Origin of the sequence: Sorangium sp. So ce321 (assembly GCF_051530195.1) — a bacterium.
In the GTDB taxonomy this organism is placed as follows: domain Bacteria; phylum Myxococcota_A; class Polyangia; order Polyangiales; family Polyangiaceae; genus Sorangium.
In genome coordinates, this window is sequence record NZ_CP150329.1 from 13,791,664 (window position 1) to 13,818,098 (window position 26,435).

18 protein-coding genes are annotated in these 26,435 nt (G+C 72.7%); 13 read left to right on the forward strand and 5 right to left on the reverse strand.

Annotated features, from left to right (window positions below):
* Positions 1–56: 56 nt before the first annotated feature.
* Complete coding sequence (locus tag WME89_RS51175) at positions 57–992, reverse strand: hypothetical protein (RefSeq protein ID WP_438006769.1); 936 nt, start codon at positions 990–992, stop codon at positions 57–59.
* A gap of 396 nt (positions 993–1,388) precedes the next feature.
* Positions 1,389–1,625 carry a hypothetical protein gene (locus tag WME89_RS51180; RefSeq protein ID WP_438006770.1) on the reverse strand — a complete coding sequence of 79 codons (237 nt, stop codon included), beginning with the start codon at positions 1,623–1,625 and terminating at the stop codon, positions 1,389–1,391.
* Positions 1,626–1,920: 295 nt separating this feature from the next.
* On the opposite strand from WME89_RS51180, the gene WME89_RS51185 reads away from it, so the two are divergent.
* From WME89_RS51185 to WME89_RS51235, 11 genes are all read left to right on the forward strand, one after another.
* Positions 1,921–2,709 (forward strand): RNA polymerase sigma factor, encoded by a 789-nt coding sequence (locus tag WME89_RS51185; RefSeq protein WP_438006771.1) that lies wholly within the window; start codon positions 1,921–1,923, stop codon positions 2,707–2,709.
* Entirely contained in the window at positions 2,706–3,998 is a 1,293-nt protein-coding gene (locus WME89_RS51190) for a tetratricopeptide repeat protein (protein WP_438006772.1), read from the forward strand. Before WME89_RS51185 ends, WME89_RS51190 begins: the two co-directional genes overlap by 4 nt.
* A 523-nt stretch (positions 3,999–4,521) precedes the next feature.
* On the forward strand, positions 4,522–6,678 hold the full coding sequence (locus WME89_RS51195) for a biotin carboxylase N-terminal domain-containing protein (RefSeq protein WP_438006773.1): 2,157 nt from the start codon (positions 4,522–4,524) through the stop codon (positions 6,676–6,678).
* A gap of 358 nt (positions 6,679–7,036) precedes the next feature.
* Positions 7,037–8,107 (forward strand): hypothetical protein, encoded by a 1,071-nt coding sequence (locus tag WME89_RS51200; RefSeq protein ID WP_438006774.1) that lies wholly within the window; start codon positions 7,037–7,039, stop codon positions 8,105–8,107.
* Between the two features lie 53 nt (positions 8,108–8,160).
* Positions 8,161–9,597, forward strand: a complete 1,437-nt coding sequence (locus tag WME89_RS51205; protein WP_438006775.1) for an SIR2 family protein — start codon at positions 8,161–8,163, stop codon at positions 9,595–9,597.
* A 184-nt stretch (positions 9,598–9,781) separates the two neighbouring features.
* On the forward strand, positions 9,782–10,213 hold the full coding sequence (locus WME89_RS51210; protein WP_437622292.1) for a hypothetical protein: 432 nt from the start codon (positions 9,782–9,784) through the stop codon (positions 10,211–10,213).
* A gap of 460 nt (positions 10,214–10,673) precedes the next feature.
* Positions 10,674–13,631, forward strand: a complete 2,958-nt coding sequence (locus WME89_RS51215) for a hypothetical protein (RefSeq protein WP_438006776.1) — start codon at positions 10,674–10,676, stop codon at positions 13,629–13,631.
* Positions 13,622–15,226, forward strand: a complete 1,605-nt coding sequence (locus WME89_RS51220; protein WP_438006777.1) for a hypothetical protein — start codon at positions 13,622–13,624, stop codon at positions 15,224–15,226. Before WME89_RS51215 ends, WME89_RS51220 begins: the two co-directional genes overlap by 10 nt.
* A gap of 893 nt (positions 15,227–16,119) precedes the next feature.
* The gene (locus tag WME89_RS51225) at positions 16,120–17,850 is read left to right on the forward strand and encodes a PHP domain-containing protein (protein WP_438006778.1); all 1,731 of its coding nucleotides are present in this window, start codon (positions 16,120–16,122) and stop codon (positions 17,848–17,850) included.
* A gap of 158 nt (positions 17,851–18,008) precedes the next feature.
* On the forward strand, positions 18,009–19,409 hold the full coding sequence (locus WME89_RS51230) for a pyridoxal-phosphate dependent enzyme (protein ID WP_438006779.1): 1,401 nt from the start codon (positions 18,009–18,011) through the stop codon (positions 19,407–19,409).
* Between the two features lie 117 nt (positions 19,410–19,526).
* Positions 19,527–20,438, forward strand: coding sequence for a cyclase family protein (locus WME89_RS51235; protein WP_438006780.1), 912 nt, complete (start codon positions 19,527–19,529; stop codon positions 20,436–20,438).
* A gap of 73 nt (positions 20,439–20,511) precedes the next feature.
* Here WME89_RS51235 and WME89_RS51240 read toward each other — a convergent pair whose 3' ends face one another.
* Both WME89_RS51240 and WME89_RS51245 read right to left on the reverse strand, forming a co-directional pair.
* A complete protein-coding gene (locus WME89_RS51240) occupies positions 20,512–21,363 on the reverse strand; it encodes a hypothetical protein (protein ID WP_438006781.1) in 852 nt (283 codons plus the stop codon).
* 648 nt (positions 21,364–22,011) lie between these two features.
* On the reverse strand, positions 22,012–22,857 hold the full coding sequence (locus WME89_RS51245) for a hypothetical protein (protein ID WP_438006782.1): 846 nt from the start codon (positions 22,855–22,857) through the stop codon (positions 22,012–22,014).
* A 302-nt stretch (positions 22,858–23,159) separates the two neighbouring features.
* On the opposite strand from WME89_RS51245, the gene WME89_RS51250 reads away from it, so the two are divergent.
* Positions 23,160–23,927, forward strand: coding sequence for a class I SAM-dependent methyltransferase (locus tag WME89_RS51250; protein ID WP_438006783.1), 768 nt, complete (start codon positions 23,160–23,162; stop codon positions 23,925–23,927).
* A 124-nt stretch (positions 23,928–24,051) separates the two neighbouring features.
* On the opposite strand, the gene WME89_RS51255 is transcribed toward WME89_RS51250, so the two are convergent.
* Complete coding sequence (locus WME89_RS51255; protein WP_438006784.1) at positions 24,052–25,224, reverse strand: DUF4349 domain-containing protein; 1,173 nt, start codon at positions 25,222–25,224, stop codon at positions 24,052–24,054.
* 140 nt (positions 25,225–25,364) lie between these two features.
* Between WME89_RS51255 and WME89_RS51260 the strand changes: the two genes are divergently transcribed.
* Positions 25,365–26,288 carry an NAD(P)/FAD-dependent oxidoreductase gene (locus WME89_RS51260; protein ID WP_438006785.1) on the forward strand — a complete coding sequence of 308 codons (924 nt, stop codon included), beginning with the start codon at positions 25,365–25,367 and terminating at the stop codon, positions 26,286–26,288.
* The last annotated feature ends 147 nt before the right edge of the window (positions 26,289–26,435 follow it).

The window sequence follows — 26,435 nt, forward strand, 5'->3', positions numbered from 1 at the left end:
GGCCGAGGTGGAGGGAGCGCAGGAGGGCGGGCGCCCGCGCCGCCCCGGGGAGGCGCTCAGCAGGTGGCCCCGATGCAGGCCGCGATCTCGGCGGCGCACTGCTCCTGGACGCAATCGAAGTCGCTGTTGCAGACGGGGAACGACGCGAGGGCGCACGTGAGGACCTGATCGACGAAGAACTGCACGTCGGCGCAGCCCTGCGCGACGCAGTTCGAGACGCACGCGAGGCTGACGGTCGGCGGCGCCTGCTCGAGATCGACGCACTGGAAGGCGCAGGTCGTCACCTCCAGGCAGCCCGCGGGCTCGCACGCGCCGCAGTCCGCCGGGCAGATGGAGCACGTCTCGAAGCGCTCGCAGACGCCGTTCGGACAGACCGAGCAAACGCCGCAGTCGCGCGGGCACGACGCGCACGTCTCCGTCCCCGAGCAGGCGCCGTCGCCGCACGCGTCGCAGACGCCGCAGTCGGCCGCGCAGGAGAAGCACCCCTCGATCGCGGCGTCGCACACCCCGTCGCCGCACGACGCGCAGTCGCCGCAGTCGGGGGCGCACGAGAGGCAGTCCTCCGGCGCCGCGCACGCGCCGTCGCCGCACGCGGCGCAGACGCCGCAGTCGGCCGGGCACGTCGAGCACGACTCGGCGCCGCTGCACGCGCCATCGCCGCAGCTCGGACACAGGCCGCAGTCGAGGGGACAGCTCCCGCACGACTCGCCCGCGGGGTCGCATGCGCCGTCGCCGCAGCTCGGGCAAGAGCCGCAGTCGACCCCGCAGCTCCCGCAGTCCTCGATGCCGTCGCAGACGCCATCGCCGCACGCCGGGGGGGCGGCGGCGAACGGGTCGGGATCCTCCCACACCTCGCTGCGGCCGCAGCCCGCGCCGAGCCCGGCCCCCGCGAGGGCGACGAGCGCGGACCAGGCGAAGGCGCGCGGGGTGAAGAGGCCGGGGCGATGCCGCCCGGACCGCAGCATGAAGCTCAGCCGGCGAGTGGTACCCATACGATCAGCCCCCGGGACACGAGAGATCAGGTCTCGAGAAGGAAGCGGGAACGGGGCGCTGGCCGCGGCTGCGTCGCGCTGAACCGTCCACAGTCAGGCGTCCGGAGGAACATACATGGACGGGGTCCGCCGAGGGCGGCAAAGCACAGCTGCGCCGTCGCTGGCCCGCGTGGCAGGCGGGGCCGGGCGCGAGCTGGCGGGGCCGGCGATGCGGTCCGAGGAGCCGGGGACGGAGGCGCGCGGAACCGCGGAGCCAGGCGCCGCACGCCGCACAGCGCGGAACCGGGCGCTGCCCGGAGGCACAAAATGAAAGAGGGCGACACCTCCGGAGAGGCGCCGCCCAAAGCACTCCGCAGCGCGCGCTTCACCGAGGAAGCGACGCGCCGCGCAGGTGGCTCACTTGCCAGCGGGGGCGGCCGCCGGGTCGGCCGGGGCCGTCGGAGCCGCCGGGTCGGCCGGGGCCGAGGGAGCCGACTCCGGCGTCGCCGCCGGGGCCGTGTCCGTCGGGGCCGCCGCCGGGTCGGTCGCCGCCGGGGTCGCCGACGGGTCGGACGCCGCCGGGGCGCTGCCGCCGCAGGCGATGGCGAGGGACGAGACCGACACGGCGACGAGCGCAAGAACGAGCTTGTTCATGGGAAATCCTCCGAAAAAGAGGGGGCGAGGCCGCCCCCAACCAGCAGACGTATGAGCCGCACGTCGAATCCGGCGGCCACCCACCCAGACGCCGCTGGTCGACAGAACGGCTCACAGTTTTTTCGATGAGCCGCCCGAGCCCCACCAGGCGTCTAGAAAACTGTGGGAAGCTCGGGGCGCTCCTGACTCCGCTCGGGACAGGAGCCCCAGGGTGCGGCGCCCCGGCACGGCCGAGGGCCCGCCTCCCGCGAGGGCGTCGCGACACGGTCACCCGCTCCTTTCAGGTTACGAACCCATGGCTCTGAGACCTCAGCGAGGGCGCCTGCGCCTTGTCGAACCCGTCGTCCCGGCCGCCCCGGTCGTGGAGGCTCAGGACGACGCGGGCGACGTCGGCTCCGCCTTCGCTCCGGAGGAGCGCGGCCGCTCGGATGTCCGGCCCGGGGACGCGAGCGCGGGCAACGTCGGCGACAGGCGGCGCTCCGTCGCGACCGGACCGGCGGAGCGCAGGGCGGCCCTTACGGAGCTGCCGGACGCGCAGCTCGTGATCCTCGGCGCCCGCGGGGACGTGAGCGCGCTCGAGCAGCTCTACCGGCGGCACGCGGCCTTCGCCATCCACCTCGCGACGCGCATCGAGGGCTCCGCGCGCGACGTGGAGGACATCGTGCACGACGCGTTCCTCCGCGCCTTCGAGCGCCTCGGCGATCTCGTCGATCCTGCCGCCTTCCGGGCCTGGCTCGGCTCGATCGTCGTGCACAAGGTCCGCTCGCGGATGCGGCGCACGCGGCTGCTCGGCCTGCTCGGGATGGGCAAGTCGAGCGAGCCGGTCGATCTCGACGCCCTCGCGAGCCCGGCGGCCTCGCCCCACACGCGCGCGCAGATCGCGCAGATCTACGCCCTGCTCCAGACGCTGCCGGCCGACGACCGGATCGCGTGGATCCTCCGCTCGGTGGAGGGGCACGATCTCGAGACCGTCGCGCAGATGACCGACTGCTCGCTGGCCACGGTCAAGCGTCGGATTTCACGGGCGCAACACTTCCTCGACGGACATTTTGTGGATTCCACCAACAACGAGGCGTCATCATGAGCCGTCGAGGGCTACCCAGGATCGCCCCGGCAGATCTGCGCGACCACGCGACCGAGGAGCGGATCGCGCGCGTCTGGGACCGTATCGAGCACGACCTTCACGCGCGCGAGCCGTCGCCGCGGCGACGCGCGAGCGCGACCGCGCTGCTCGCGGCGGCGACGTTCGCCGCGTTCGCGGGCGGCGTGTGGCTCGGCAAGTCGATCGGGAGCGGGGAGCCCGCCGCGGCGGCGCCCACGGCGGTCGCGCCGACCGACGACCTGCCGTCGCTCGTCGACGTGTTCGCCGCGGGCACGCAGGCGCGCACCTTCCAGCTGCCGGGCGGCGGCACGATCTCGCTCACGCCGGGGACGACCGTCGAGGTCGAGCAGGCGGACGGCGGCGCGCTGACGCTGCGGCTCGTGCAGGGCGAGGCGTCGCTCGACACGGTGAGCGGGCCGCGCACGGCGGCGGTCGCGCTCGTCGCCGGGGAGGCGCGGCTCGCGATGGCGTCGGGCAGCGTGCTGCGCGTGAAGCACAACGTCGATGACATCGACGTCGACGTCGCCGACGGCTCGGTCAAGCTCACGTCGCCGGCCGGCTCGCGGGAGCTCGGGCGCGGCGACGCCGAGGAGGGGGTGCCGATCCGGCAGCGCACGGCGGTGGTGGCGCCGCCGGAGCCGCGGCGGCCGCGCACCGCGTCGGTGCCGCGCTCGCCCGTGGAGGAGGCGCCGGTCGAGTCGCCGGTGGCCGCGCCGCCGCCGCCGGACTGGCGCGCGCGGTACAACGCGGGCAACGTCGCCGAGGCGCTGCAGAGCCTGCAGCAGCAGAGCGGCGGCGTCGACGGGGCGATCGCCTCGGCCAAGACGGCGAGGGAGCTGATGGATCTCAGCGACCTGCTGCGCGCCAAGGGCGGCGACCGCGCCGCCGCGATGCGCGCGTTCGCGCGCGTCGTCGAGGGCTTCCCGAGCGACGCGAACGCGCCGATCGCGGCGTACAAGCTCGGCGACATGTACGCCAGCATGGGCGAGCAGGCTCTGGCAGCCAAATATTACAAGCAGTCGCGATCGCTGTCGCCCGACGGCAACCTCGCGGAGGACTCGTTCTGCAAGCGTATCCGCGCCGAGGTGGTCGCCGGGCACAAGGACGAGGCGTCGGAGATGGCCAAGGAGTACGTGGCCACGTACCCGGACGGCCGGTGCGAGGACGTCCAGCGGATCGTCTCCGGCGAGGAGGCGTCCGCGGAGGGGGAGGAGGAGGCCGCGCCGCCCCAGCCTCCTCCGGCGACCCCCGACGCGAGCCCCGCGCCCTGATCCGCCCGCGCCCGCCTGCGCCCCTCCTCGCGATCTCCTCCCTGTCGAGCCTGCATCACCGCGCGCCGCCGCGCTGACGACGACCGCGCGGCGGCAGCGCCGGCCTCCGCGTTTGCCGCGCGGCGCTGGCGCCTCACCCGGCGCGAGCGCTCACGACTGCCCACGATCGCTGTCACGGCAGACAGCTCGAGCGTTCTCGTGGGCGCGCGTCGTGGGGAATCCGCGACACGACAGGGATCGATGTCGCGCTGTCCGAGGGGGTAAGTCGAAGCTCCGCGGCGGAGCAGCCCGCAGGGCGCGCTCGAGGTCCGCGCCGCGACGGCCTCGACGGGCCGTGGGCAGCGTCAACGCGGCTGGTGAGCGATGAGGGCTCCACCTGCCTGGCTGGCGGACAGGCTTGACATCGCGTAACGGTTCTGCGCTTCCTTGCCGTGCCGGAGAGCCACTTGGAATGACCACCGCCGTCCGCACCAGCTCCTTACCCGCTCGCAAGGACCCTCAAGCGCTTCCGCCCTGGAAGCTGGTGTTGCCTCGAGGCGGCTATGTCTCCTCGATGGAGGCGCTCACCACGGCGATGGGCGTCCCGGGGTTCGTGCTGCTCGATCTGGGCACGCTGGCCGGCGGCGCCGACGCGCACCGCCTCCTCGGGCTGCGTTACCTGATCGCCAACGGCGAGGTGTGGAGGACGCACTTCGGCTGGCAGCGCCCGCTGGAGACGGCGCTGCGCCGGCAGCTGAACGACGAGGTGCGGGTGCAGGACCTCCTGTCGGAGGCGGAGGACCTGTTCTCGCGCATCCGGGAGGCGCGCGCGTCGATCACGGACGCGGATCGGGACGGGTTCGCCGGGTACCTGGAGGACGGGCTGCTGCGGGCGCTCAAGCGCCGCGAGCTCGAGGAGGAGCGCTTCCTCAAGTTCCTGATCCTGGAGCAGGACGTGCCCTCGCTGCGCGACCAGGCGGCGGAGTTCCTGCGCTCCCGGGCGGCCGAGCTGCACCGGGAGGACGCGCAGGTGCTGGACCTCCTGTACGCCGCGGTGCACCGGCTGGACAGCTACCCCGCCACGACCGTGAGCGCGGGCCAGCTCAGGTACATCCTCGTGGCGGACAAGGGCGAGATGGGCGTGCGGGCGACGCGGGAGGCCATCGCCCTCGGCAAGGTCCCCGTGGTGCTGTACAGCCTCAAGGACGACAAGGACGCGCTCCAGGTGCGGATCGCGGAGGCGGGCGGCGGCTTCGCGGTGGGCCTCGAGGGGAGCTTCCGCGAGAGCTACGCGAACTACGTCCAGATCGCGGACAAGGTGAGGGCCGAGTTCGAGCGGCGCTTCGGGGCCGGGTGGGAGGAGGAGCTGTCGCGCGCGGGCCTCTACCCCGGGTACGGCCCGCTCGCGGAGAACGCCGCGGCGATCCGGCACTTCCGCCAGAAGAACATCGTCTTCGTCGGCCCGATGCAGGACGTCGTGGAGAACGCCGGCGACAAGCGCAAGTTCCGCCTGATGGCGCAGGAGTTCGACCCGACGGCGGTGACGCCGGGCCTGGTCATCGACAGCGACGATCCGGACGAGATCCAGCGGGTCATCCTGGAGACGCACGCCGCCGGGGGCTTCACCTTCCCGGGGCGGCTGAAGGCGGCGAACGGCGGCGGCGGGCGCGGGCAGGCGGTCATCCCGACCGAGGAGCAGGTGCCCCAGGCCATCCAGAAGGTCCTCGGCGAGATCAAGGCGTACAACTGGCAGCCGGGCGTGATGTTCGAGCAGAACATCCCGGAGACGATCCACCTCGAGGTGCAGGTGCTGCGGGATCGCTACGGCAACACGCGGCACTTCGGCATGCGCGACTGCAGCGAGCAGCGGGCGAGCCAGAAGGTCCAGGAGGAGGCGCCGCCGGCCCTGCTCCGGCGGTACCCCGGCCTGGAAGACCGGATCTGCGGGCTCGCCGTGCGGATCGCCGAGCGCGTGGGCTACGTGGGCGCGGGCACCGTGGAGCTGATGTTCAAGGACGGGAAGTTCTACTTCCTGGAGATGAACACGCGAATCCAGGTGGAGCACCCGGTCAGCGAGGAGAGCTACGGCATCAAGCGGAAGCGCGGCCGCGTCCCCGTGAACCTCGTCGCGTGGCAGATGCGCATCGCGGACGGGCAGCCCATCGATTTCGAGCAGCAGCAGGTGGTGCAGACGCACTGTAGCCGCGAGTTCCGCATCAACGCGGAGAGCTGGAAGCCGGATATCAGGGACTCGCGCGACGGCGGCAAGGGGCTGTTCGTGCCCAACGCCGGCATCTTCGACCGCATCGCGCTCCCCGACACCGACGCGATCCGCGAGGCGCTCGAGGAAAAGGGCCTCACCGATCTGAAGGTCCGCTTCGACTGCGGCTTCGAGGAGGGGGACGTCCTGGTCAACAAGGACCCGACGTTCGGCAAGCTCATCGTGTCCGTGAGCAGCAAGGACCCGGACAGGGCCTATGAGCTCCTACGGCTCGCGTCGCTCGAGGTGCTGAAGAAGCTGAAGATCGAGGGGCGGCAGGTGCGGCCCGACGGGACGCCGATCTCGGGCTCGCCGTTCATGACGAACATCCAGGATCATGTGCGCATCCTGAGAATGCCCCTCTTCAAGCGTCACTCGAGCAACGACGATCGCGGCCGCCACGTGAACTGGGTGGTGGCTGCGTTCCGTACAGAGGCCTAGTCCGGGGACGGCGGCGCGCCGCGCAGCGTGAGCGGCGGCGACGCGGGGGGCTGCGTCCGGCGCCGTGCGCGCTCCGCCGAGGGCGGGCGAGCGCAGGTGGTCACCGCATCTTCTGCTATCGAGCGCTGGCAGCGAAATATTACGAGCAGAGGCGGTCTCCTGGGGTGCGAGCGCGACGCGGCGAAGGGCGCGGCCTGCGCGAAGGGGGCTTTCGGGCACAAGAAAGAGGCATCTCCGGCGGCACAGGAGTATGTGGCCAGGTACCCCGATGGCCGGTGCGAGGATGCTCAGCGGATCATCTCCGGCGAGGACGCGGCCGCGGAGGACGGGCCCGAGCCGCCCGAGCCTCCGGCCCCCGATGCGCGCCGCGCGCCGCGATGCGCCTCCCCTGCTCGCGCGCGTGGGCCTGCTGAGCTCCGCGTTGCTGCTCGCCGGAGCCGCCGCGGAGGCGGCCGAGCCCTACGTCGCGGTGGCGAGCAGCGGCCGGGCCCTCGCGCCGAGCGCGCCGCCGCCGCCGCCCGCGGCGCCGGGGTCCGTCGAGGTGCGCGTCGCGCTGTCGCGCGGCGCGGCGGAGGAGCTCTCGAGCGTCCGGCTGCGGCGCCTGCTCGAGATCGAGCTCCCGGACGGCGCGACGCTCGCCGCCGAGCCCGTCGGCCCGCTCGACGATCGCGTCGCGACCGTGTGGATCGACCGGCCCACCGCCGCCCGCCTCGAGATCCAGGTGCGCCTCGACGGCCGCGCGATCGTGCGGCGGCAGATCGCCGTCTCGGGCCTCACCTCGGACGTGGCCGCGCGCCTCGTCGCGATCGCCGCCTCCGAGATGATCCTCGCCGAGATGCGTCGGGCGCGCGCCCCGCGGCGGGCGCCGCCGCCGCGGCGCCCCACGCCGGACGAGATCGAGCTCGCCTCGCGCGACCTCGACGCGCTGTCCGTCTCGGCCGGTCCGTATGCGGCGGTCGTCTCGGGTGGGCCGCGCGTGCTCGGTGGAGCCGGCCTGTCGCTCGGTCTCCGGCGCCTGCGTCTCACCGAGTCGCTGTTCGCCCGTCTGCTGGCCACGCCGTCCGGCGGCGAGACGCTGCGGTGGCTCGAGGGGGGCGTCTCGGGCGACTACCGCTTCTGGCTCGCCGCATCATGGCGCCTGTCGGTCGGCGCCAGCGCCTCCATCGCCTCGGTCAGGCTCCCCGCCGCCGCTTCCGTCGACGGCATCCCGGGCGCGCGCGACACGTGGTCGGCCCGCGCTGGCGTCGGGCTCGGCGTGGAGACGCGGCTGGGCGGCCCGCTGTGGCTCGGGCTCACGCTGGACCCGGGGGTCGTGCTCCGGCCGGCGCCTTACGAGGACGCCCGCGGCGCGGCGGGCGCGGTGGAGGGGGCGTGGCTGGGGGTCGGCCTCTCGCTGGCCGCCGAGCGGCGTTCCTCGGCCCCGCGGTGAGGGGCGCGGCGCGGTCCGCCCGCGCGCGCGGATCCGCGGTATCTTGGTGGCTGATGGATGACGAGATCCTCGAGCAGCTGCGCGAGCGCTACGCGTCAGGGAACCTGATCATCTTCGCGGGCGCGGGCGTCTCGGCCGCAGCGGGCATGCCCACCTGGAAGCAGCTCGCCGAGCGGCTGCGCGACCGCGCTCGGCGGCGGAGCGCCGATCCCGCGGTCGTCGACGAGATCGAGCAGTACATCTCCTCGAACCAGCTCATCCACGCGCTGTCCGCCGCGAAGCTCGCGCTCGGGGCGCAGGACTTCAACTGGACGGTCGACAAGGAGCTCGACGACACGGGCCGCGACGTGCCGGAGGTGGCGCAGGCGATCGCCGCGCTCAAGCCGCGGCTCAAGGCGGTGCTCACCACCAACATCGACCGCTTCCTGGAGCGCGCGTTCCAGGGCGAGTGGCGCGTGGTCGACCGGCCGGCGGGCGACGTCGCCATGGACAGGCGCTTCATCCTGAAGCTGCACGGCACGCTGCGCGCGTGGGACACGTGGGTGTTCTCGCGCGAGCAGTACGACCGCGCGATCTTCGGCTCGCCCCTCCTGCAGGACGCGTTCGGCGCGCTCTACCGCACGCACTCCATGCTGTTCGTGGGCTTCGGCCTCGCCGACGACAACATCGACCAGACGCTCGCCCGCGTGCGCGCGCTCTCGGGCGGGCAGCCGCCCATGCACTTCGCGCTGCTCCCGAAGGGCGTGCCGCCGTTCCGCCGCCGGCTGCTCGAGGAGTCGGGCGTCCGGCTCATCGTCTACGAGAACCAGGCCGGGGATCACGCGGAGGTCGCCGAGATCCTCCTCGGCCTGGAGCAGAGCGCGGCGCCTCCACCGCCGCCGCGCGCCGCGGCGCCGGCCCCTCCGCCGCCGAGCGCGCGCGCGACAGCGACGCCGACCACGGCGCCGCCGGCGGGCCAGCGCGCGACAGCGCCGCGGCCGGTCCGCGTCTTCCTCTCCTACGCTCCGCGCGACGAGGAGCTCCTCGGGCGCCTCGAGGTGCACATGCACCGCATGAAGCGGGAGGGGCTCATCGCTCCGTGGCATAGCGGAGAGATCGGCGCTGGCGAGGACGTGGAGAGCGCGATCAGCGAGCACCTCGAGGAGGCCGACCTCATCCTGCTCCTGGTGAGCGCGAGCTTCCTCGCCTCCGAGCAGGGCGACGTCCAGGTGACGCGCGCCATGGAGCGGCGCGACGCGGGGCAGGCGACGGTCGTGCCGATCCTGCTCCGCCGCTGCGACTGGGAGACGACGCGCCTCGCCGGGCTCCAGTGGCTGCCGAGAGGCATGCCGAAGGACCTGCCGGAGCAGACGAGGAAGAACCTGCTGGAGGAGTGCAAGGATCACAAGCCCCTCGCCGTGACCCGGTGGCCTGACGAGGACGAGGCCTTCCTGCAGGTCGTGGTGGAGATCCGCGCGCTCGCGACGAAGCTGCGCGCCTCGTTCCGCTGAGCCCGGGCGTCCTCCTCCCAGCGGCGTCTCCGCCGCGCAGCGCACGGTTTCCGCACTCTTCCGCCTCCCCGGCGGGTGAGGGATATCCCTCGGCGCGCGGCGGGCACGGATGCACAGCGGGACGCGCATGCGGCTTGCTTGGCCTGCTGGGCGCACAACGCGAACGAGCGGAGAGGTGGCCATCGTGAGCCCATTGCACAGAGAGCGGATGGTGACGGCGCGCGAGAGCAGCCTGCCCGAGGCGCGGAGTGGTGACGAGGAGCCCCCGCCGGAGTCAGGCCGGCAGCCAGCCGTGTACACGGCGCGGGGCGGGCCCACCGGGGAGCCCTGGCCGGAGCGCCCGCCCGTGCTCACGCCGGACGAGGCGCGCGAGCTGTCCGAGCGCTGGAGCGCGATCCAGGCGAGCTTCATCGAGGCGCCGCGCCTGGCGGTCGAGCAGGCCGACGCGCTCGTGACCGAGGTGATCCAGCGGGTCGCGCAGAGCTTCCGGGAGGAGCGCGGCGCGCTGCAACGCCTGCTCGACAGCGAGCTCGGGTCGTCGGAGGCCTCGACGGAGGAGCTTCGGCTCGCCCTGCGCAGGTACAGGTCGCTGCTCGGACGCCTGCTCGCGTTCTAGGACTGCGCATTCTGGACAGCGCGTTCCAGAACGCGCGCGCCAGGGCGCGGGGGTCGCGGACGCCCGACTGCACATTCTGGACAGCGCGTTCCAGAACGCGCGCTCCAGGACGTGGGGGTCGTGGACGCTCGACTGCGCATTCTGGACAGCGCGTTCCAGAACGCGCGCTCCAGGACGTGGGGGTCGTGGACGCCCGACTGCACATTCTGGACAGCGCGTTCCAGAACGCGCGCTCCAGGAGGTGGGGGTGGTGGACGCTCGACTGCGCATTCTGGACAGCGCGTTCCAGAACGCGCGCTCCAGGACGTGGGAGGTCCCCGGACCCCTTGCCGAGCGCGCAGGGCGAGCCCGCGGCCCGATCTCCTCAGGCCCCGTGCATCGTGCGGGTGCAGGCGTGCGACCCGGGCGTGCCCCTTCGCCCGCGAACGGCGCCCTGTAGCGGGAGGAGGGCGCTTCTGGCATGGTCGCCGCCATGCTCGTCCGCAGTGCTCTCCCCTGGGTTCGACGCGGCTCGTGGCGCGACGCGGGCCGCCCGAGCGGCGCGGGCCGCCCGAGCGGCGCGGCGCTCCGGTACCGCGCGCCGGCGCTGCTCGGCGCCGCGCTCGCTCTGATGCTCGGGTGCTCCGGCGCGGCGCAGGCCCCTCCCGCGCGCGCGGCGCGCGTCGTGAAGACGCCGCCCGCGCAGCCGAAGGCGCCGGAAGGGCCGCCCCTCTTGCCGGCCCACGTGATCGCGGAGCTCGACGACGAGGACGCGACGCCCTACCTCGCCCGGCGAGGCGATGAGGCGCTCCTGCTCTACGCCGCGGGAGGCCGGTGGCGGACGCGCGTCCTCGGCGCGGACGGGGCGCCGCGAGGAGAGGTGATCGAGGCAGGGCCGGCCGCCGCCGACGTGCCCGTCGCCGCGCTCCGCGCCACGCCGCAGGGCTACATCGCCGCGTGGATCGAGCAGGCCGAGGGGAGCCGCGCGGTGCGCGTGCTCTCGCTCGACCCGGCCGGCAAGCCCGTCGCCCCGGCGAGCCTCGTCGCGCAGACCGCGGAGGAGATCACGTGGCTCGACGTGCTCCCGAACGCGGCGGGGGCGCTCGTGCTGTGGGAGATGCCGCGTGACGGCCGGGTCGACGTGGTCATGACGGTCGTGGCGCAGGGCAAGGGCGCCGCGAGCAAGCCGACGGCGCCCGCGTCGGTCGCGCGCGAGGTGCTGGGGTGGCACGCGGTCGCGACCGAGCGGGGCGCGGCGGTCGCCCTGGTGCTCCCGCCGGCCGCGCAGCCGCCGAGGGCCGAGCGCAAGCCCGCGCGCAAGGCCGACGCGGAGGACGCCGCCGAGGCCGGGAAGCTCGGATCCATCGCGCTCCTGGAGATCGACGCGGCCGGGAAGGTGTCGGCGCCGGTGGCGGTCAGCCCCGAGCCGACCGCGCAGGTCGATCTCGAGATCGCCGTCGTGGGCGGGCGCTATCTGCTCACCTGGACGGACGAGCGGGACATCGACAGCGCCGTCTACCTCGCGGCGGTGGAGCCGGGCGGCAAGGTGGCCGTGACGCCGCGCCAGGCGACGCCTCCGTCCGGCGAGCAGGCGCTCGTGTCGCTGGTGGCGCCCGCCGAAGGAGGCGGACGGGCGCTGCTCGCGTGGGAGGACCTGCTGCGCGCCCGCGGCGGTGATCGCGAGGGGGGCGGCGCGGAGGCCCGCGGGGCGGGGCGCTTCATCCACCTCGCGTCGGTCGGTCCGGACGGGGCGCTCAGCGCGGAGCGGGCGGCGCTCGTCTTCAGCGCGAGCGGGCCGCCCGACCTCGCGGCCGACGGCGATGGCTTCGCGGCCGTGACGCTCGCGCCCGCGGCGCTCAAGGCGGATCGCGGCGGGACGGCCGCGCCGCCGGTCTGGCCGACGTTCGTGCGCTTCGGTCCGGACCTCTCGGTGCGGGCGGCGGAGCCGGTACGCGCCGCGCCGTTCGCGGCGACCGACGGCGTGCCGTACCTCGTGCGCGGGCTGAGCTGCCACAAGGGCGCGTGCGCGACGCTCGCGAGCGCCGCGGCCGGTGCGGGCGCGCAGCCGGGCGGCGCGGGCAGGGCCGGCGCGGCGGGCGCGCGGGCGCCGCTCGCGCTCGTGTCGCTGCCGGTGCGCGAGAGCGCGTGGCGCGCGCCCGCGTTCCGGGAGGACAGGGACCCGCCGCCGCGCGCGACCGCGGTGCGCGCGCTCGCCGAGGGCGACCACATCGCCAGGGTCGCCGCCGCCGAGCTCGACGGCGGCGCGGCGCTTTCGGCGTGGGTCACGTACTTCGTCGAGGGGGCGTCGGACGGCGCGCCCCGCGGGCAGGACCTGTCCGCGACGCTGGCGGTGCGCGCCGCGTCCCCGGGTGGCCTCGGCAAGCTGAACGTCCTCTCGCAAAAGGCGTCGTCGCTCGGCGGCGTCGCGATCGCGGCGGCGCCGCCGCTCCCGGCCGATCCGAAGGGGAAGGGCGGCGCAGCGCCGGGCGAGAGCGTGCTCGCGTGGGTGGCGCGCGAGCGGGGCGAGACGCAGGTCTACGTGACGAAGGTCGACGCGACGGGCGCGAAGATCGCGCAGAAGAAGCTCACCACGGCGGCGCGGAAGAAGCCGGGCGGCGCCCCGAGCGAGGCGTCCGACGTGGCGATCGCCTACGACGGCGCGGGGGGGTTCATCGTCGCGTGGGTCGACACGCGCGACGGCAACGCCGAGGTGTACGCGGCGCGGATCGACCGCGCGCTCAACAGGACCGCGCCGGACCGGCGCATCACGAACGCGCCGCTCGACGCGGCCGAGGTGCAGATCGCGGTGCGCGGCCAGGAGGCGTGGCTCGTGTGGTCGGACGCGCGTCCGGCGGGCGACGCGGCGGGCGGCGGCGCGGGCGGACCGAGCGGCGAGGCGAGCGGCGATGTCTTCCTCGCGCGGCTCGACGCGAAGACGCTGCAGCGGATCGGGGACGAGGCGCGCCTCCACGCGTCGCCGGAGCACTCGCGCAGCCCGGTGCTCGCGCCGCTCGAGGGCGGGGTCGTCGTCGGCTGGGTCGACGAGCCGGCCGGGGAGAGCGCGCCCGGCGGGGGCGCGCCGGCCGGCGGGATCGCGCGGTTCGTGCGGCTCGACAACAGCGGCGCGGCGCAGGGCGCGCCCATCGCGGTCGCCGGCCCGGACGGCGCCGCTGTGTCGTCGGTCGCGCTCGCCTGCGACAAGGTCTGCCGCGGGGTGCTCGCGTCCGCGCCGGGGGACTCGGTGGTGCTGAACGCGCTCACGCTGTCGCCGGGCGACGCGGCGGCGCCCTCGCTGAAGCCGCTGGCGTGGCTCACCGGCAGCGCGTCGCAGGACGTGTCGCCCGCGTTCGCGGGGCGATCGGGCGCGTCGCTGTTCTTCGCGGACGATTCGGTGAGCGGCTCGGGGCGCGTCCGGTGGATGACGATCGCATGGCCGTGAGCGGCGCGGAGCGCGCTCGTCGACGGGGTGCCGCGCCTGCGCGCGCGGGCGCGCTCCTCCTGGGGGCGGTGGCGTCGGCGCTCGGCTGCCCCGGGCCGCCGGAGATGCCGGCAGCGCCGCCGCGCCGGTCGGGCAGCGCGGCGGTGCTGCCGGACTGCAAGGGGAGCGGCTGCTCGCAGGCCGGGGCGCTGCTCGCGGCCGCGCGGGCGTTCAGCGACGTGCGGCACGATTACCTCCTCGACACATCGAGCGCGATGGTGCCCGGCCGCGGGCTGTCGCGGAGCGCGGCGGGGGTGTTCTCGCCGGTCGGCCTCGCCTGCGCGCAGCCGAAGGCGGCGCAGGCGGCGCCCGCTGGCGCGGCGGCGAACCTGGGCTCGAGCGGGTCGGCGGCCCCGGGCGCGATCGCCGCCGCGGCAGCGCCGGCCATCGCGGCGGCGCCGGGCGCGCCCGCCCCGGCGCCGGGCGAGCGCGCGATCGACTTCCGCTACGTCGGCATCGCCGTCGACTCGGTCCTCGTGGGCGCCGACGTCGACCTGCCGGCGTACTTCAGCGCCGGAGGGACGCTCGACAGGCGCCGGCTGCGGCTCGTCGCGATGGCGCTCGTCGCGGACGAGGATCCGCAGTTCTTCGATCCGACCGAGAGCGTCGTGCCGGCGGCGGGCGGCGGCTGCGCCTGCGGCCGCGCGACGCACTTCATCGGGGCCGTGAAGCGCGGCGCGATGGTCGCCTACGAGACCGACGTGACCGCCGGCGAGGCGCACGGCACCGCGATCGGCCTGTTCAAGGCCCGGATCGAGGCAGGGGACCGCCGCGTCACGATGACCTCGGTCGGGGAGCTGGCCATCGAGGGGGTCGAGGGCGCGCCTGTCGCGGGCGCGAAGGGCGGCGGGCAGGCGTTCGGCGCGCTGCGGCTCGAGGTGAAGAAGGCGGTGCCGCTGGCGTACGCGATCTATCCGGTCGCGGACGTTTGCCGCTTCTCGCTGGCCGAGCCGGAGATCGCGCCGCTGCCGCTCGACCTCGGCGTGGTGCCCTACGGCGCCACCGGGACGGCGCAGGCGCTCATCACGAACCGGGCGCAGGTCGACATCCGGGTGACCCACGGCGAGCGCGCGGTCGAGGTGCCCGCGCACGGCAGCGCGGAGCTCACGTTCTCGTGGACGCCGGAGGGCGAGACCGCCGGCTGCGAGCGGCAGACACGGCGGGAGACGTTCGTCGTGCAGCCGAAGGACCCGGCCTCCCCGGTGGTGCCGCGCGAGCGCGCGGTCGTGGTGCCGCTCCAGGTCACGACGGGGATGCCGACCTTCTCGAAACACGAGCCGATCGCGACCGAGACCGGCCGGTCGCCGGACTACGGGCGGGCGAGCGTGGACTGGACCTGCCCGGCCGGCTACGTGGCCGAGCAGTGCGAGCCCCAGCTGGCGAGCTGCCTGTCGTCGACGGGCAGCTGCAACGCGGAAGGCTACCGGCTGACGGCCGAGACGACCGCGGACGGGCGCGGGTGCGCCTTCCGGTGCACGGGACCGAGCTCCTCGATCTGGGGTGACCACGGGTGCGCCTACACGGCGACCATGGTGTGCCGGCTGGGGTGCAAGTAGGCGAGGGAGGGGGCGTCTCCAGCGCGGAGATGGGTGCGACCCATCTTTTGTTGGAGGCACGTCCACCCGGAGACGGGTGCAACCCATCTTTTTGCTGGAGGCACGTCCACCGGGAGACGGGTGCGACCCATCTTTTGTTGGAGTCACGTCCACCCGGAGATGGGAGCAACCCATCTTTTTGTTGGAGGCGCGTCCACGGGGAGATGGGTTCGACGCATCTTTTGTTGGAGGCGCGTCCACGGGGGGATGGGTTCGACCCGTCCTTGGTTCGCCGGGCGTGTGGTGCCCAAGAGGGCCATGCGGGAAGCACCTACCTGCATGGGAGGTAGAGGTGCCTCCTGGGCGACATCCGTCTGGAAACCCTCGTTCATGGTGAAGCACGCGCGCCGCGCCGATGCGAAGTCGGCCGACCTGAATGCCTTTACCTGCTGACGGCGACTCGCCCTATCGCTCTCCTTCCCGTCTTTCGCCCACGCGTCGAGCGCCTCGAGTGGCAGGTAGTTCTCCATGGTGCGCCGGCCGAGCTGGTGCCTGGAAACGACCAGGCCCTCTGCATGAGCACCACGTGGTCGCGGCGCTTCTCCGACGTCGCCGATGGCTGGCACGGATCGCTGGAGTGTGCGTCCCGATCGAACATCGCCCAGCTCCGGAGGCGGCGAATCCAGCTCGTCGATCCGTCGGGCTTCTCGAGCCTCGCGAGGAAGACGGCGAGCTCTCCCGTGCCGCCGTCAAGGCGGTAGTTCTCGACGGAGATGCGGCGCAGGCAGTGCTCAGTTTCCCTCGGAACCTGAGTCGTGCCGCCCGCGGTCTCCGTGTGGCAAACTGCCACGCTGCCCAGCGGCCGCGCGGCATGGCCTCCGGCCCGCGAGTGCTATAGTCGTTCGCAGCCACCCATGCTCGACAAGCTCGACATCGCCCGCTCCCTCCGCGAGATGGGGATGCTCCTCCAGATCAAGGGAGAGAACCCCTACCGAGCGCGCGCCTACGAGACCGGCGCCGACGCGCTCGAGGAGCTCACCGACGACCTCGGCGAGCTCATCAAGGCCAGGCGGGTCACCGAGCTCAAGGGCATCGGCGCGGCGCTCGCCGCTCAGATTGCCGAGCTCTACCAGACAGGTCGCTCCGAGCAGCTCGAGAAGCTGCGCGCCGAGCTGCCCCGCGGCGTCCTGGAGCTCTCCCAGGTGCCGGGCATGACCCTCAAGCGGATGAAGGCGCTCCACGAGGCGCTCGGCATCGGCAGCGTCGAGGAGCTCAAGCAGGCGTGCCTGACCGGGAAGGTCCGCGGCGTGAAGGGCTTCGGGGCGAAGGTCGAGTCGAGCCTCCTCGAGGGCATCCACCGGCACGAGACGCGCGACGAGCGCATCCTCCTCGTGGACGCGCTCGAGATCGCCGAGCCGCTCCTCGCCCAGGTGCGCGCGTGCGCGGCGACCGAGCAGGCCGACCTCGCGGGCTCGATCCGGCGCTGGGAAGAGACAGTGGCCGACATCGACATCGTGGCCGCGGCGGACGACGCCGAGCAGGTCATCGACCGCTTCGCCCGGTCCCCGCGCGTCGCCGAGGTCGAGGAGCGCGACGCGTCGCGGTGCACGGTGCGGTTCTCGGGCGGCCTGCGCGGCGAGCTCCTCTGCGTGCCGCCGCGGTACTACGCCGCCGCGCTGCACCACCGGACCGGCGCGCCCGCGTACCTGTCCGCGCTCGGCGCGCTCGCGCGCGAGCTGGGGCTCACGCTCGACGAAAAAGGGCTCCTCCGGGGCAACAAACGCCTCCCCGTGAAGACCGAGGAGGACCTGTACCGGCACCTCGGCCTCCCGTTCATCGCGCCCGAGCAGCGCGAAGGCGTGGACGATCTCATGGACGCCGCGGCGCTCTCCGGCGTGCACGGCCGCGACGAAGGGCTCATCGAGGAGGCCGATATCCAGGGGATGGTCCACTGTCACACCGTGTACTCGGACGGCAAGAACACCGTCGAGGAGATGGCCCTGGAGGCCGAGGCGATGGGGATGAAATACCTCACCATCACCGATCACTCGCCCGCCGCCCATTACGCGGGCGGCGTCGGCCTCGACCGGCTCAAGCAGCAATGGGACGAGATCGCCCGGGTGCAGGAGAGCGTGAGCGTGAAGCTCCTCCGAGGCACCGAGTCGGATATCCTGGAGTCGGGGAAGCTCGATTATCCGGACGCGATCCTCGAGCAGTTCGACGTGATCATCGCGAGCATCCACTCGCGGATGAAGATGGACGCGGACCAGATGACGCGCCGGCTCGTGAGCGCGATGAAGCAGCCGGTCTTCAAGATCTGGGGGCACGCGCTCGGCCGGCTCATCCAGCGGCGCGAGCCGTTCGCGTGCCGCGTCGAGGAGGTGCTCGACGCCGTGGCCGAGTCGAGGGCCGCCGTCGAGGTCAACGGCGACCCGTACCGCCTCGACATGGAGCCCCGCTGGATCAAGGAGGCGCGCAAGCGCGGTATCCGCTTCGTGATCTCGACGGACGCGCACTCGACGAACGCGCTCCACAACCTGCGCTTCGGCGTCGGGACCGCGCGGCGGGGAGGCCTCCGCCGCGGCGAGGTGCTGAACGCGCTCGGCCCGGCCGCGTTCAAGAAGGCGGTGCGCCCCGCCGCCTGACGCGCGTCGCGTGCGCCCTCAACACACATGCGCGGCAGCAGACAATCCATCATAACGGACCTTTGTCTGCTTTCCAAGGCCGCCCGGTGTTGACGCGCGCGTCATCGCGGCCTGAATGCCTCGACAGACGGTGCGCGTCGTGTGACCGTTGAAGTGTCATGACGACGTCGATGCCGACCCCTCCGCCCGCCGAGAATATCGTCTCTCTCATCGGCCACACACCGATGATCAAGGTCACTCAGCTCGACACGGGCCCGTGCGAGCTCTTCCTCAAGATGGAGAGCCAGAACCCGGGCGGCAGCATCAAGGATCGCATCGGCCTGTCGATGATCGAGGCGGCCGAGCGGGCCGGCCAGCTCGGCGGCGAGCGGCGCCACCTGGTCGAGGCGACGGCGGGCAACACGGGGCTCGGGCTCGCGCTCGTCGCCGCCCGGAAGGGTTACCGGCTGACGCTCGTGATCCCCGACAAGATGAGCCAGGAGAAGGTCTTTCACCTGAAGGCGCTCGGCGCGAGCGTGGTGATGACCCGCTCCGACGTCGAGAAGGGCCACCCGAGCTACTACCAGGACCTGGCCGCCAGCATCGCGCGGGAAGAGGGCGCGTTCTACGTGAACCAGTTCGAGAACCCCGCGAACGCCCTCGCGCACGAGACCGGGACCGGCCCGGAGATCGACGCGCAGCTCGGCCGCAGGATCGACGCGATGGTGTGCGGCGTCGGCTCGGGCGGCACCATGACCGGGCTCTCGCGCTACTTCGCCAAGGCGCAGCCGGGCTGCGAGATGGTGCTCGCCGACCCGGAGGGCTCGGTGCTGGCCGGCTACGTCAAGACGGGCAACCTCGGCAAGGCGGGCTCGTGGCTCGTGGAGGGCATCGGCGAGGACTTCCTCCCGCCGATCCTGGACCTATCCCGCGTCGAGCACGCGTACACGATCTCCGACCGCGAGAGCCTGGAGACGGCGCGGCTGCTCCTCGCGAAGACGGGCATCCTCGCTGGCTCGTCCTCCGGGACGCTGCTCGCCGCGACCCTGCGCTACTGCCGCGAGCAGTCGTCGCCGAAGCGCGTCTGCACCCTCGTGTGCGACAGCGGCAACAAGTACCTCTCGAAGATGTACAACGACTTCTGGATGGCCGATCAGGGCTTCACGGACCGCGAGCCGACAGGGGATCTGCGTGACGTGATCTCGCGCCGCCACGCGGAGAGGGCGGTGGTCACGGTGCAGCGGTCGGACGCGCTCCTGGTCGCCTATGCGCGGATGAAGCTCTACGACGTCTCGCAGCTCCCCGTGCTGGAGGGCGGCAAGATCGTCGGCCTGGTGGACGAGTCGGACCTCCTGCTGGCGGCCGTCGACGACGTGACGCGCTTCAAGAAGCCGGTGGAGACGGCGATGACGACGCGCCTCCGGACGGTCGACGTGCGGACGCCGATCCGCGAGCTCCTCCCGATGTTCGACGCGGGGCTCGTGCCCATCGTGACCGACGGCGACGAGTTCGTCGGGCTGGTCACGCGCATCGACCTGCTCAACCACCTGCGGCGCCGGGTGAAGCTGCACGAGGTCTGAGCCGCTCGCTCGCGCGCAGCGGGGCGCGACGTTCGCCATCCGGCCGGCGAACGGCGCAAGGTGCTGTGGCCGGGCGGCGCCTTGTGGCGCGCGCGGGCCCGTGGTGACATGCGCGCCATGCAGAAGGCGCACGGAACCGGCATCGTCAGCTTCTTCCCTGCGGGCGCCAAGGCGGCGGCGCACGCGCTCTACCCGGCGGCGCTCGCCCTCTCGGCGTGCGCGCCCGCGGCGGCGTCGCCGCCCGCCGCGGCGCCGCCGTCCGCCGCCCACGCGGAGGGCGCGGCGCCGCCGCCCGCCGCGCAGGCCGCGCCGGCGGTGCTCGACGTCGCCACGGCGCGGATCGTCGATCTGACGCACCCGATCACGCCGGAGATGCCGCTGTACCCCGGCAACAAGCCCTATGCGTCGGAGGTGCTCAGCACCGTCGAGAAGGACGCGTATTACTCCAGCCGATTCTCGATGGACGAGCACGCGGGCACGCACGTGGACGCGCCGGCGCACTTCATGGCCGGGGCGGCCACCGTCGAGCAGATCGCGCCGGAGCAGTTCGTGGGGCCGGCGGCGGTCGTCGACGTGACGGCGAAGGTGGCGGCGAGCCCCGACCATCAGGTCACCGTCGACGATCTCCGGGGCTGGGAGGCGCGGCACGGGGCCCTCGGCGCGCGGCACATCGTGCTGATCCGGACGGGCTGGGGGGCCCGCTGGTCCGATCGAGCCAGGTACCTGAACCAGGACGCGAAGGGCGTCATGCACTTCCCCGGGGTCTCCGTGGAGGCGAGCCGCTACCTGCGCGAGCGCGGCGTGCGCGGCGTCGGCATCGACACCCTCTCGACCGATCCAGGGCCGAGCCAGACGTTCGATCAGCACAAGGCGTTCCTCGGCGCCGGCGGTTACCACATCGAGAACCTGGCCAACCTCGATCAGCTCCCCGAGGCAGGGGCGGTCGTGGTTGTCGCGCCGCTCCCGCTCGCGCGCGGCAGCGGCGCGCCGGCCCGGGTGCTGGCGCTGGTGCCGGCCGCGGCGAGGTAGGCGAACGCGCCCGAGCGCCGCTGGCCCCGCACGCCGGCCGGCAGCAGCGCGCGCCAGCCCGGGCTGCGAGCGTCTACAGGAGGAAGACGGTGATCACCTTGGTGCTCGAGGTGACGCTGCCGGCGAGGCTGCTGGCGCAGCTCGGGTAGTACATGCCGGCCGTATTGAGCGGCATGCAGTAGCTGGCGCAGGAACCGACGATGTGGATGGGCCCGCATTCGTGGACTGTCCCGGAGCTACCGAGGTGACCGGCGGCGCAGTCTCGCTGGAGCGACCGCGAGTGGCTGCGGTTGGGCTCGTGGTAGCAGGCGTTCAGATAAGGAGAAGGGCCGAACAGGTTCCCCCAGAAGGCGCCCTCCTGCTGCGTGTAGGTCGAGAGCTCCGCGGTCCCGGTCTTGTCGATGACCGAGAGGGCAGCGCGTGACGAGATGGTCACGGAGACGCCGTACCAGTTCGTCCGCGACGCGAGGCACGCCGTGACCCACTGCTGGTCTGTCTGGCCGAGCGGCCTGGTGCTCCAGGTCGGCGCCATCCCGATGATGCCCCGGTACTCCTCGTCATGAACCGCACCCCAGCGATCGATCCACGAGAAGCGGAACGACTGCGTCGGGGTGAACGCACATCCGACCACATAGCTGAGGAGCTGGCGCGAGAGAACGCCCGCCTCGCCCGGATCCATGATGGCCATCACGGCCGATGGGCTCAGGGCGTTGGGGTTGAGGGCGTTGGGGTTGAGGGCGTTGGGGTTGAGGGCGTTGGGGTTGAGGGCGTTGGGGTTGAGGGCGTTGGGGTTGAGGGCGTTGAGGTACTCGAGCGCGTTAGGGGCAAGTCCTACGAACCCCTCCTCCTCTTCCTGGTCCGCGACGCAGGACACCAGAAACACGAGCGACAGCGCTGCGAAATCAGCGGTGCTGATCCGGTACATACTCGTCCCTCCCCCGTTTACCCCTTCGTGGTTTCGTCGAAGGTCGAATTGGTTGTACCGATGAATAGCCATCGATGTCCAGCGCTCAATGGGTCATCCCTGTAAAATTCCTAATTCATTGAACGTGGATCCGCTCTGTCCACGGCGTGGAGGACGAGCGCAAGGCCGTGTGTCGCGCCGAGCGCCGAGGTCCATCGCACCCCGCGTGGGCCGAGTGAAGAGCGGTTGATGGTCGAAATCTCACATCGTATGGAGGTCCGACAGCGCGAGGGCGAGCGTTCTGTGCGGCGTTGCAATGTGCTGTGCGACATCTCACGCGAGCGCGGAACAGGCGAGCAACGACATGGGACATACGGATTACGGGCGCATCGCGGAGGTCTTCGACCGGCGTTATCAGGGGGGGCCTGTACGCCGGGGTCGAGCAGGTGGTTCTCGAGGTGCTCGGGTCCTCGCCAGGGCGGCGCGCGCGCTGTGCTCGGCGGCGCTCGCCCTCGCGGCGGGCGCGCACGCGAGCAGCTCCCCGAGGCAGGGGCGGTCGTTGTGGTCGCGCCGCTCCCGCTCGCGCGCGGCAGCGGCGCGCCCGCCCGGGTGCTGGCGCTGGTGCCGGCTTCCAGCCGCCCGGCGAGGTAGGTACGGCGCGCGGGAGGGTCAGGGCAGGAACACGGTGATCACCCTGGTGGTCGCTTCCGGGTTGCCGGTGAGGTTGTTGACGCAGCTCGGGTAGTACATGCCGCGCTGGTTGAGCGGCAGGCAGTGGCTGTCGCACAGCCCGACGATATGGATCATCCCGCATTCCTGGACGCCCCCGCCGTCATCGAGGTGACCGGCGGCGCACTCTCGGCTCAGTGACCGCGCGTGGCTGACCTCGTCATGGCAGGCGTTCAGGTAAGGAGACGGGCCGAAGAGATTGCCCCAGAAGGCGCCCTCCTGTCGCGTGTAGGTCGAGAGCTCGGGGGTCCCGGTCTTGTCGATGGCCGCGTGACTGCCCCGCGAGGAGATCGTCACGGAGACGCCGTACCAGTTCGTGCGCGACGCGAGGCACGCCGAGACCCACTGCTGGTCCGTCTGGCCGAGCGGCTTGTCGCTCCAGCTCGGTGCGAGCCCGAGAAGACCGGTGTAGATCTCCTCGTGGACGGAGCCCGCGAGATCGGTCCACGAGAAGATGAACGACTGCGCGGGAGTCAACGCACATCCGACCACGTAACTGAGGAGCTGCCGCGAGAGAGCGCCTGCCTGGCCCGGATCCCGGATCGCGCTCAGGGCGTTGGGGTTGAGGGCGTTGGGGTTGAGGGCGTTGGGGTTGAGGGCGTTGGGGTTGAGGGCGTTGGGGTTGAGAGCGTTGGGGTTGAGGGCGTTGGGGTTGAGGGCGTTGACGGCCTCGAGCGAGGTATACGCTGTGCCTGTAGAGGTCTCCTCCTGTTCCAGGCTCACTGCGCAGGACGCCAGAAAGACGAGCGTGAGCGCTGCGACATCAGCGGTGCTGATCCGGTGCATGATCGTTCCCCCCTTTTGTCCCTTCGTGGGTCGATCGAAGGGCGAGCGTGTCGAGTTGATGATTAGACATGTTCGTCCAGCGCTCAATGGGTTGATGGTGTAAAATTACATTTTATTTGACTGCGAATCTGCTCTGTCCACGACGTCGCCGAGGCGTACATCGTGCGCGCCCGCGCGAGGAGTGATTGAGGATCGGGAACCCACCGTGTATGAAAATTGACATTTCGAGGGTGGCAGTCCTCCACGGCGCTGCGCCACGTTGTGCGACGTCACGCGCGAGCACGGAACAGGTGAGCAACGGCATGGGAAAAACCGATTACGAGCGCATCGCGGAGGTCTTTGACAGGCGCTATGAGGGGGGCGCGTACGCCGGGATCGAGCGCGTGGTCCTCGAGGTGCTCGGGTCCTCGCCAGGACGGCGCGCGCTCGAGGTGGGGTGCGGGACGGGGCACTGGCTGAAGCTCCTGCACGAGCACGGGTTCGAGGTGATCGGGCTCGATGCGTCACCCGCCATGCTCGAGCAGGCGCGCGCCCGGCTGCCAGCGGCGACGCTCCTCCACGGGACGGCGGAGCGGCTCCCTCTGCCGGACGCGCAGCTCGATTGCGTGCTCTGCGTGAACGCCCTGCATCACTTCCCCGATCCGCCTGCTTTCATGGCCGAGGCGTTCCGGGTGCTCGGCGCCGGGGGGCTCCTGCTCAACATCGGACTCGATCCGCACAGGGGGATCGATCGCTGGTTCGTTTACGACTACTTCGAATCGACCCGGGTTCTCGATCTCGATCGGTTCGCCTCCGCCGAGACGCTGAAGCGCTGGCTCGAGCAGGCCGGGTTCATCGTCGACGGAACGAGGCTCGCCCTGCGCCTGGATCGGGGGCGCCCTGCGGCGGAGCTCCTCGCGGAGGGGATCGATCCGCGCTGGACGAGCCAGCTCGCCGTGCTACCCCCGGAGGCTTTTGCGCGAGGGGTGGATCTCATCCGGCAAGAAGAGGCGGAGGCGAGGGAAAGGGGCGAAGCGCTCGCGCTCACCGCCGAGCTGCATCTCTGGGCGACGACCGCGCGGAAGCCCTGAGCCAGGCGCGCGCGGGAAACAGCACTGCAGTCGATCGAGGGGCGCCGACGAGGGCGCTCATCGTCGTCGCCGGCGAGGGCGCTCATCGTCGTCGCCGTTGGCGCAGGCGCCGAGGCGGCGAGGCTCACCCGGAGCCGGCCTCGCCTCCGCCGCCGTGCGCGCCTTCCGGCGGCGGCGTGGTCCGAAGGGCGTGCGGGCCTTGCTCCGCCGGCGGACCGTGCGGGGGCGGCGTGGCTTGCTGCGCGTGCGGGTCTTGCGTGCCGCCGTGCGTGGCTTGCGCGACCTGCGGCACGCGCGGGCCGTGGGTGCCTTGCGGGCCATACGCCGGCGGCGGCCCGTACGCCGGCGGAGCGCCGTACGGGCCGTGCGCTGACGGGGCGCTCGGATAAGGCTGCGCGGGGCCTGTCTGGAAGGGCCCGCGAGGTCTCGCCGCGGCCCGCCGCCGGACGACGCCGCGGAGCGCGTAGTACAGGATCGCGCCGATCGCAGCCAGGAGCAGCAACGTGGGGCCGGCGGTCGCGAGGAGCACCGCGACGTTCACGACGAAGGCCCCCGCGTTCTCGATCCCGTCCCTGGCCGCAGCCGCGATCTTGCCCCCGGCGCCCACGGCCTGCTCCTCGTGGCGCGTGACGACCGAGATCTTGACCGTCGCATAGGCGATCTGACCCTCCAGCAGGCGCTCCTGCGCCTCGATCTGCTCGATCGTCTCGCGCACGCTCCCGAGCTGCTTCTCGACGGCGACGACGTCCGCGAGGCTCCCGGTCCGGTCCGACAGCAGGTCGAGCAGCCGCTTCTCCTGGGCGCGGGCGTTGCGGAGCCGCGCGCCGATGTCCGCGCGCTGCTCGGTCACGTCCTCCGCCTTCTCCGCGTCGGCGACCACCTCGCCGACCGAGGCCACCACGGCCCGGAACGCGCCGACCCGCGCCGAGGGGATCCGCGCCTCGAGCGACGCGCTGCGGTCCGAGCCGCCGTGCAGCCGGGCCTCGCTCACGTAGCCGCCGTGCTCCTCGACAGCGGTCCGGATCCGCTGCATCGCCGGGCCGAAGGCGCCGACCACGACCGTGGTCTCCACCGTGATCCTCATCGCCCGCGGCGCGAGCGGCGGCGCCCCCTGCGATCGCAGATCGAGCGCCGCAGCCTGCACGGGCGCCGGCTCCGCCGCGCCGGCCGTCTCCGTCTTCGCCGAGCTGGAATGGTCCGACCTGGCGCACGCGCCGGTCAGGGTCACGGCCGAGAGGAGGGCGATCGACAAGCTCCCGCGCAGGCGCACGCGGCGAGGATAACGGCTCCAGGGCATGGCCGGGAAACGGCGGGTGGTCGGTGATCTTACATGCGTCGAGGGAGCCTCCGGGCTGAGCGGCGCCGGCCAAGCTGGGCGGATCGGAGGCGCCGCGCGCGGGCCGGCGGCGCGCTCGTTGCGAGGCGGGCCGCGCAGCCATGTCCACACGGAACGCGGATCTCCCGGGATACGACGTGATCATCATCGGCGGAGGGCCCGCCGGCCTCAGCGCGGCGCTCATCCTGGGGCGGTGCCGGAGGCGCGTCCTCGTCTGCGACTCAGGCCAGCACCGCAACGACGCGGCGCACGCGATGCACGGGTTCCTGTCGCGCGACGGGATCGCGCCGTCCGAGCTCAGGCGAATCGGGCGCGAGCAGCTTCAGCCCTACGGTGTCGAGGTCCGGGAGGTGGCCGTCGTGGACGTCCGCCGCGAGGCGAAGCGCTTCGAGGTGACGCTCGAAGGCGGCGAGCGCCTGCTCTGCCGCAAGCTGCTGCTCGCCACCGGCCTCGTCGACAGGCTGCCGGAGCTCCCGGGCCTCCCTGCGATGTACGGGAAGAGCGTGCACCACTGCCCCTATTGCGAGGGGTGGGAGTCGCGGGATCAGGCGATAGGCGTCTACGGACAGGGCTGTACCGGCGTCGCGCTGGCCCTGAACATGAAGACCTGGAGCGACGACATCATCCTGTTCACGGACGGGCCGGCCTCCCTGCCCAGGGGCGAGGCGCAGCGGCTGGCGCGGCACGGCGTCGGCGTGCGCGAGGAGCGGATTGCCCGGCTCGAGGGCAGAGACGGGATGCTGGAGCGCGTGGTGCTCGAGGACGGCAGCTCGGTGGAGCGCCGCGCGCTCTTCGTGAAGACAAGGCTGGAGCAGCGGTCGGATCTCGCGAGGAAGCTCCGCTGCAAGGTCACGGAAGAGCACGGCGTGGAGAGGGCGGACAGGCACGAGGAGACGACCTGCGAGGGCGTCTTCGTCGCCGGGGACGCGTCGAGGGACGTGCTGCTCGCCGTCATGGCCGCCGCCGAGGGGGCGGACGCGGCGTTCGGGATCAACTGCGCGCTCCAGGAAGAGGATCTCGCGTAGCGAGGTCGGCAGTACAGAGCCTGTGTCGTTTGCCACCGGGCGTGACCCGCTGCTGGCCGTCGCGCGACGCGACTGGCTCCCACCGTGACGCTCAGGTTCCACGGGCCGCCAGGCGGGGTCGTTCACGTCGAGTCCGGCGTGACGTGC

Bases quoted from the DNA above. Each gene is read 5' to 3' on its own strand.
- WME89_RS51175 (WP_438006769.1), bottom strand. From the start codon at position 992: ATGGGTACCACTCGCCGGCTGAGCTTCATGCTGCGGTCCGGGCGGCAT.
- WME89_RS51180 (WP_438006770.1), bottom strand. From the start codon at position 1,625: ATGAACAAGCTCGTTCTTGCGCTCGTCGCCGTGTCGGTCTCGTCCCTC.
- WME89_RS51185 (WP_438006771.1), top strand. From the start codon at position 1,921: ATGGCTCTGAGACCTCAGCGAGGGCGCCTGCGCCTTGTCGAACCCGTC.
- WME89_RS51190 (WP_438006772.1), top strand. From the start codon at position 2,706: ATGAGCCGTCGAGGGCTACCCAGGATCGCCCCGGCAGATCTGCGCGAC.
- WME89_RS51200 (WP_438006774.1), top strand. From the start codon at position 7,037: ATGCGCGCCGCGCGCCGCGATGCGCCTCCCCTGCTCGCGCGCGTGGGC.
- WME89_RS51205 (WP_438006775.1), top strand. From the start codon at position 8,161: ATGGATGACGAGATCCTCGAGCAGCTGCGCGAGCGCTACGCGTCAGGG.
- WME89_RS51215 (WP_438006776.1), top strand. From the start codon at position 10,674: ATGGTCGCCGCCATGCTCGTCCGCAGTGCTCTCCCCTGGGTTCGACGC.
- WME89_RS51220 (WP_438006777.1), top strand. From the start codon at position 13,622: ATGGCCGTGAGCGGCGCGGAGCGCGCTCGTCGACGGGGTGCCGCGCCT.
- WME89_RS51225 (WP_438006778.1), top strand. From the start codon at position 16,120: ATGCTCGACAAGCTCGACATCGCCCGCTCCCTCCGCGAGATGGGGATG.
- WME89_RS51230 (WP_438006779.1), top strand. From the start codon at position 18,009: ATGACGACGTCGATGCCGACCCCTCCGCCCGCCGAGAATATCGTCTCT.
- WME89_RS51235 (WP_438006780.1), top strand. From the start codon at position 19,527: ATGCAGAAGGCGCACGGAACCGGCATCGTCAGCTTCTTCCCTGCGGGC.
- WME89_RS51240 (WP_438006781.1), bottom strand. From the start codon at position 21,363: ATGTACCGGATCAGCACCGCTGATTTCGCAGCGCTGTCGCTCGTGTTT.
- WME89_RS51245 (WP_438006782.1), bottom strand. From the start codon at position 22,857: ATGCACCGGATCAGCACCGCTGATGTCGCAGCGCTCACGCTCGTCTTT.
- WME89_RS51250 (WP_438006783.1), top strand. From the start codon at position 23,160: ATGGGAAAAACCGATTACGAGCGCATCGCGGAGGTCTTTGACAGGCGC.
- WME89_RS51255 (WP_438006784.1), bottom strand. From the start codon at position 25,224: ATGCCCTGGAGCCGTTATCCTCGCCGCGTGCGCCTGCGCGGGAGCTTG.
- WME89_RS51260 (WP_438006785.1), top strand. From the start codon at position 25,365: ATGTCCACACGGAACGCGGATCTCCCGGGATACGACGTGATCATCATC.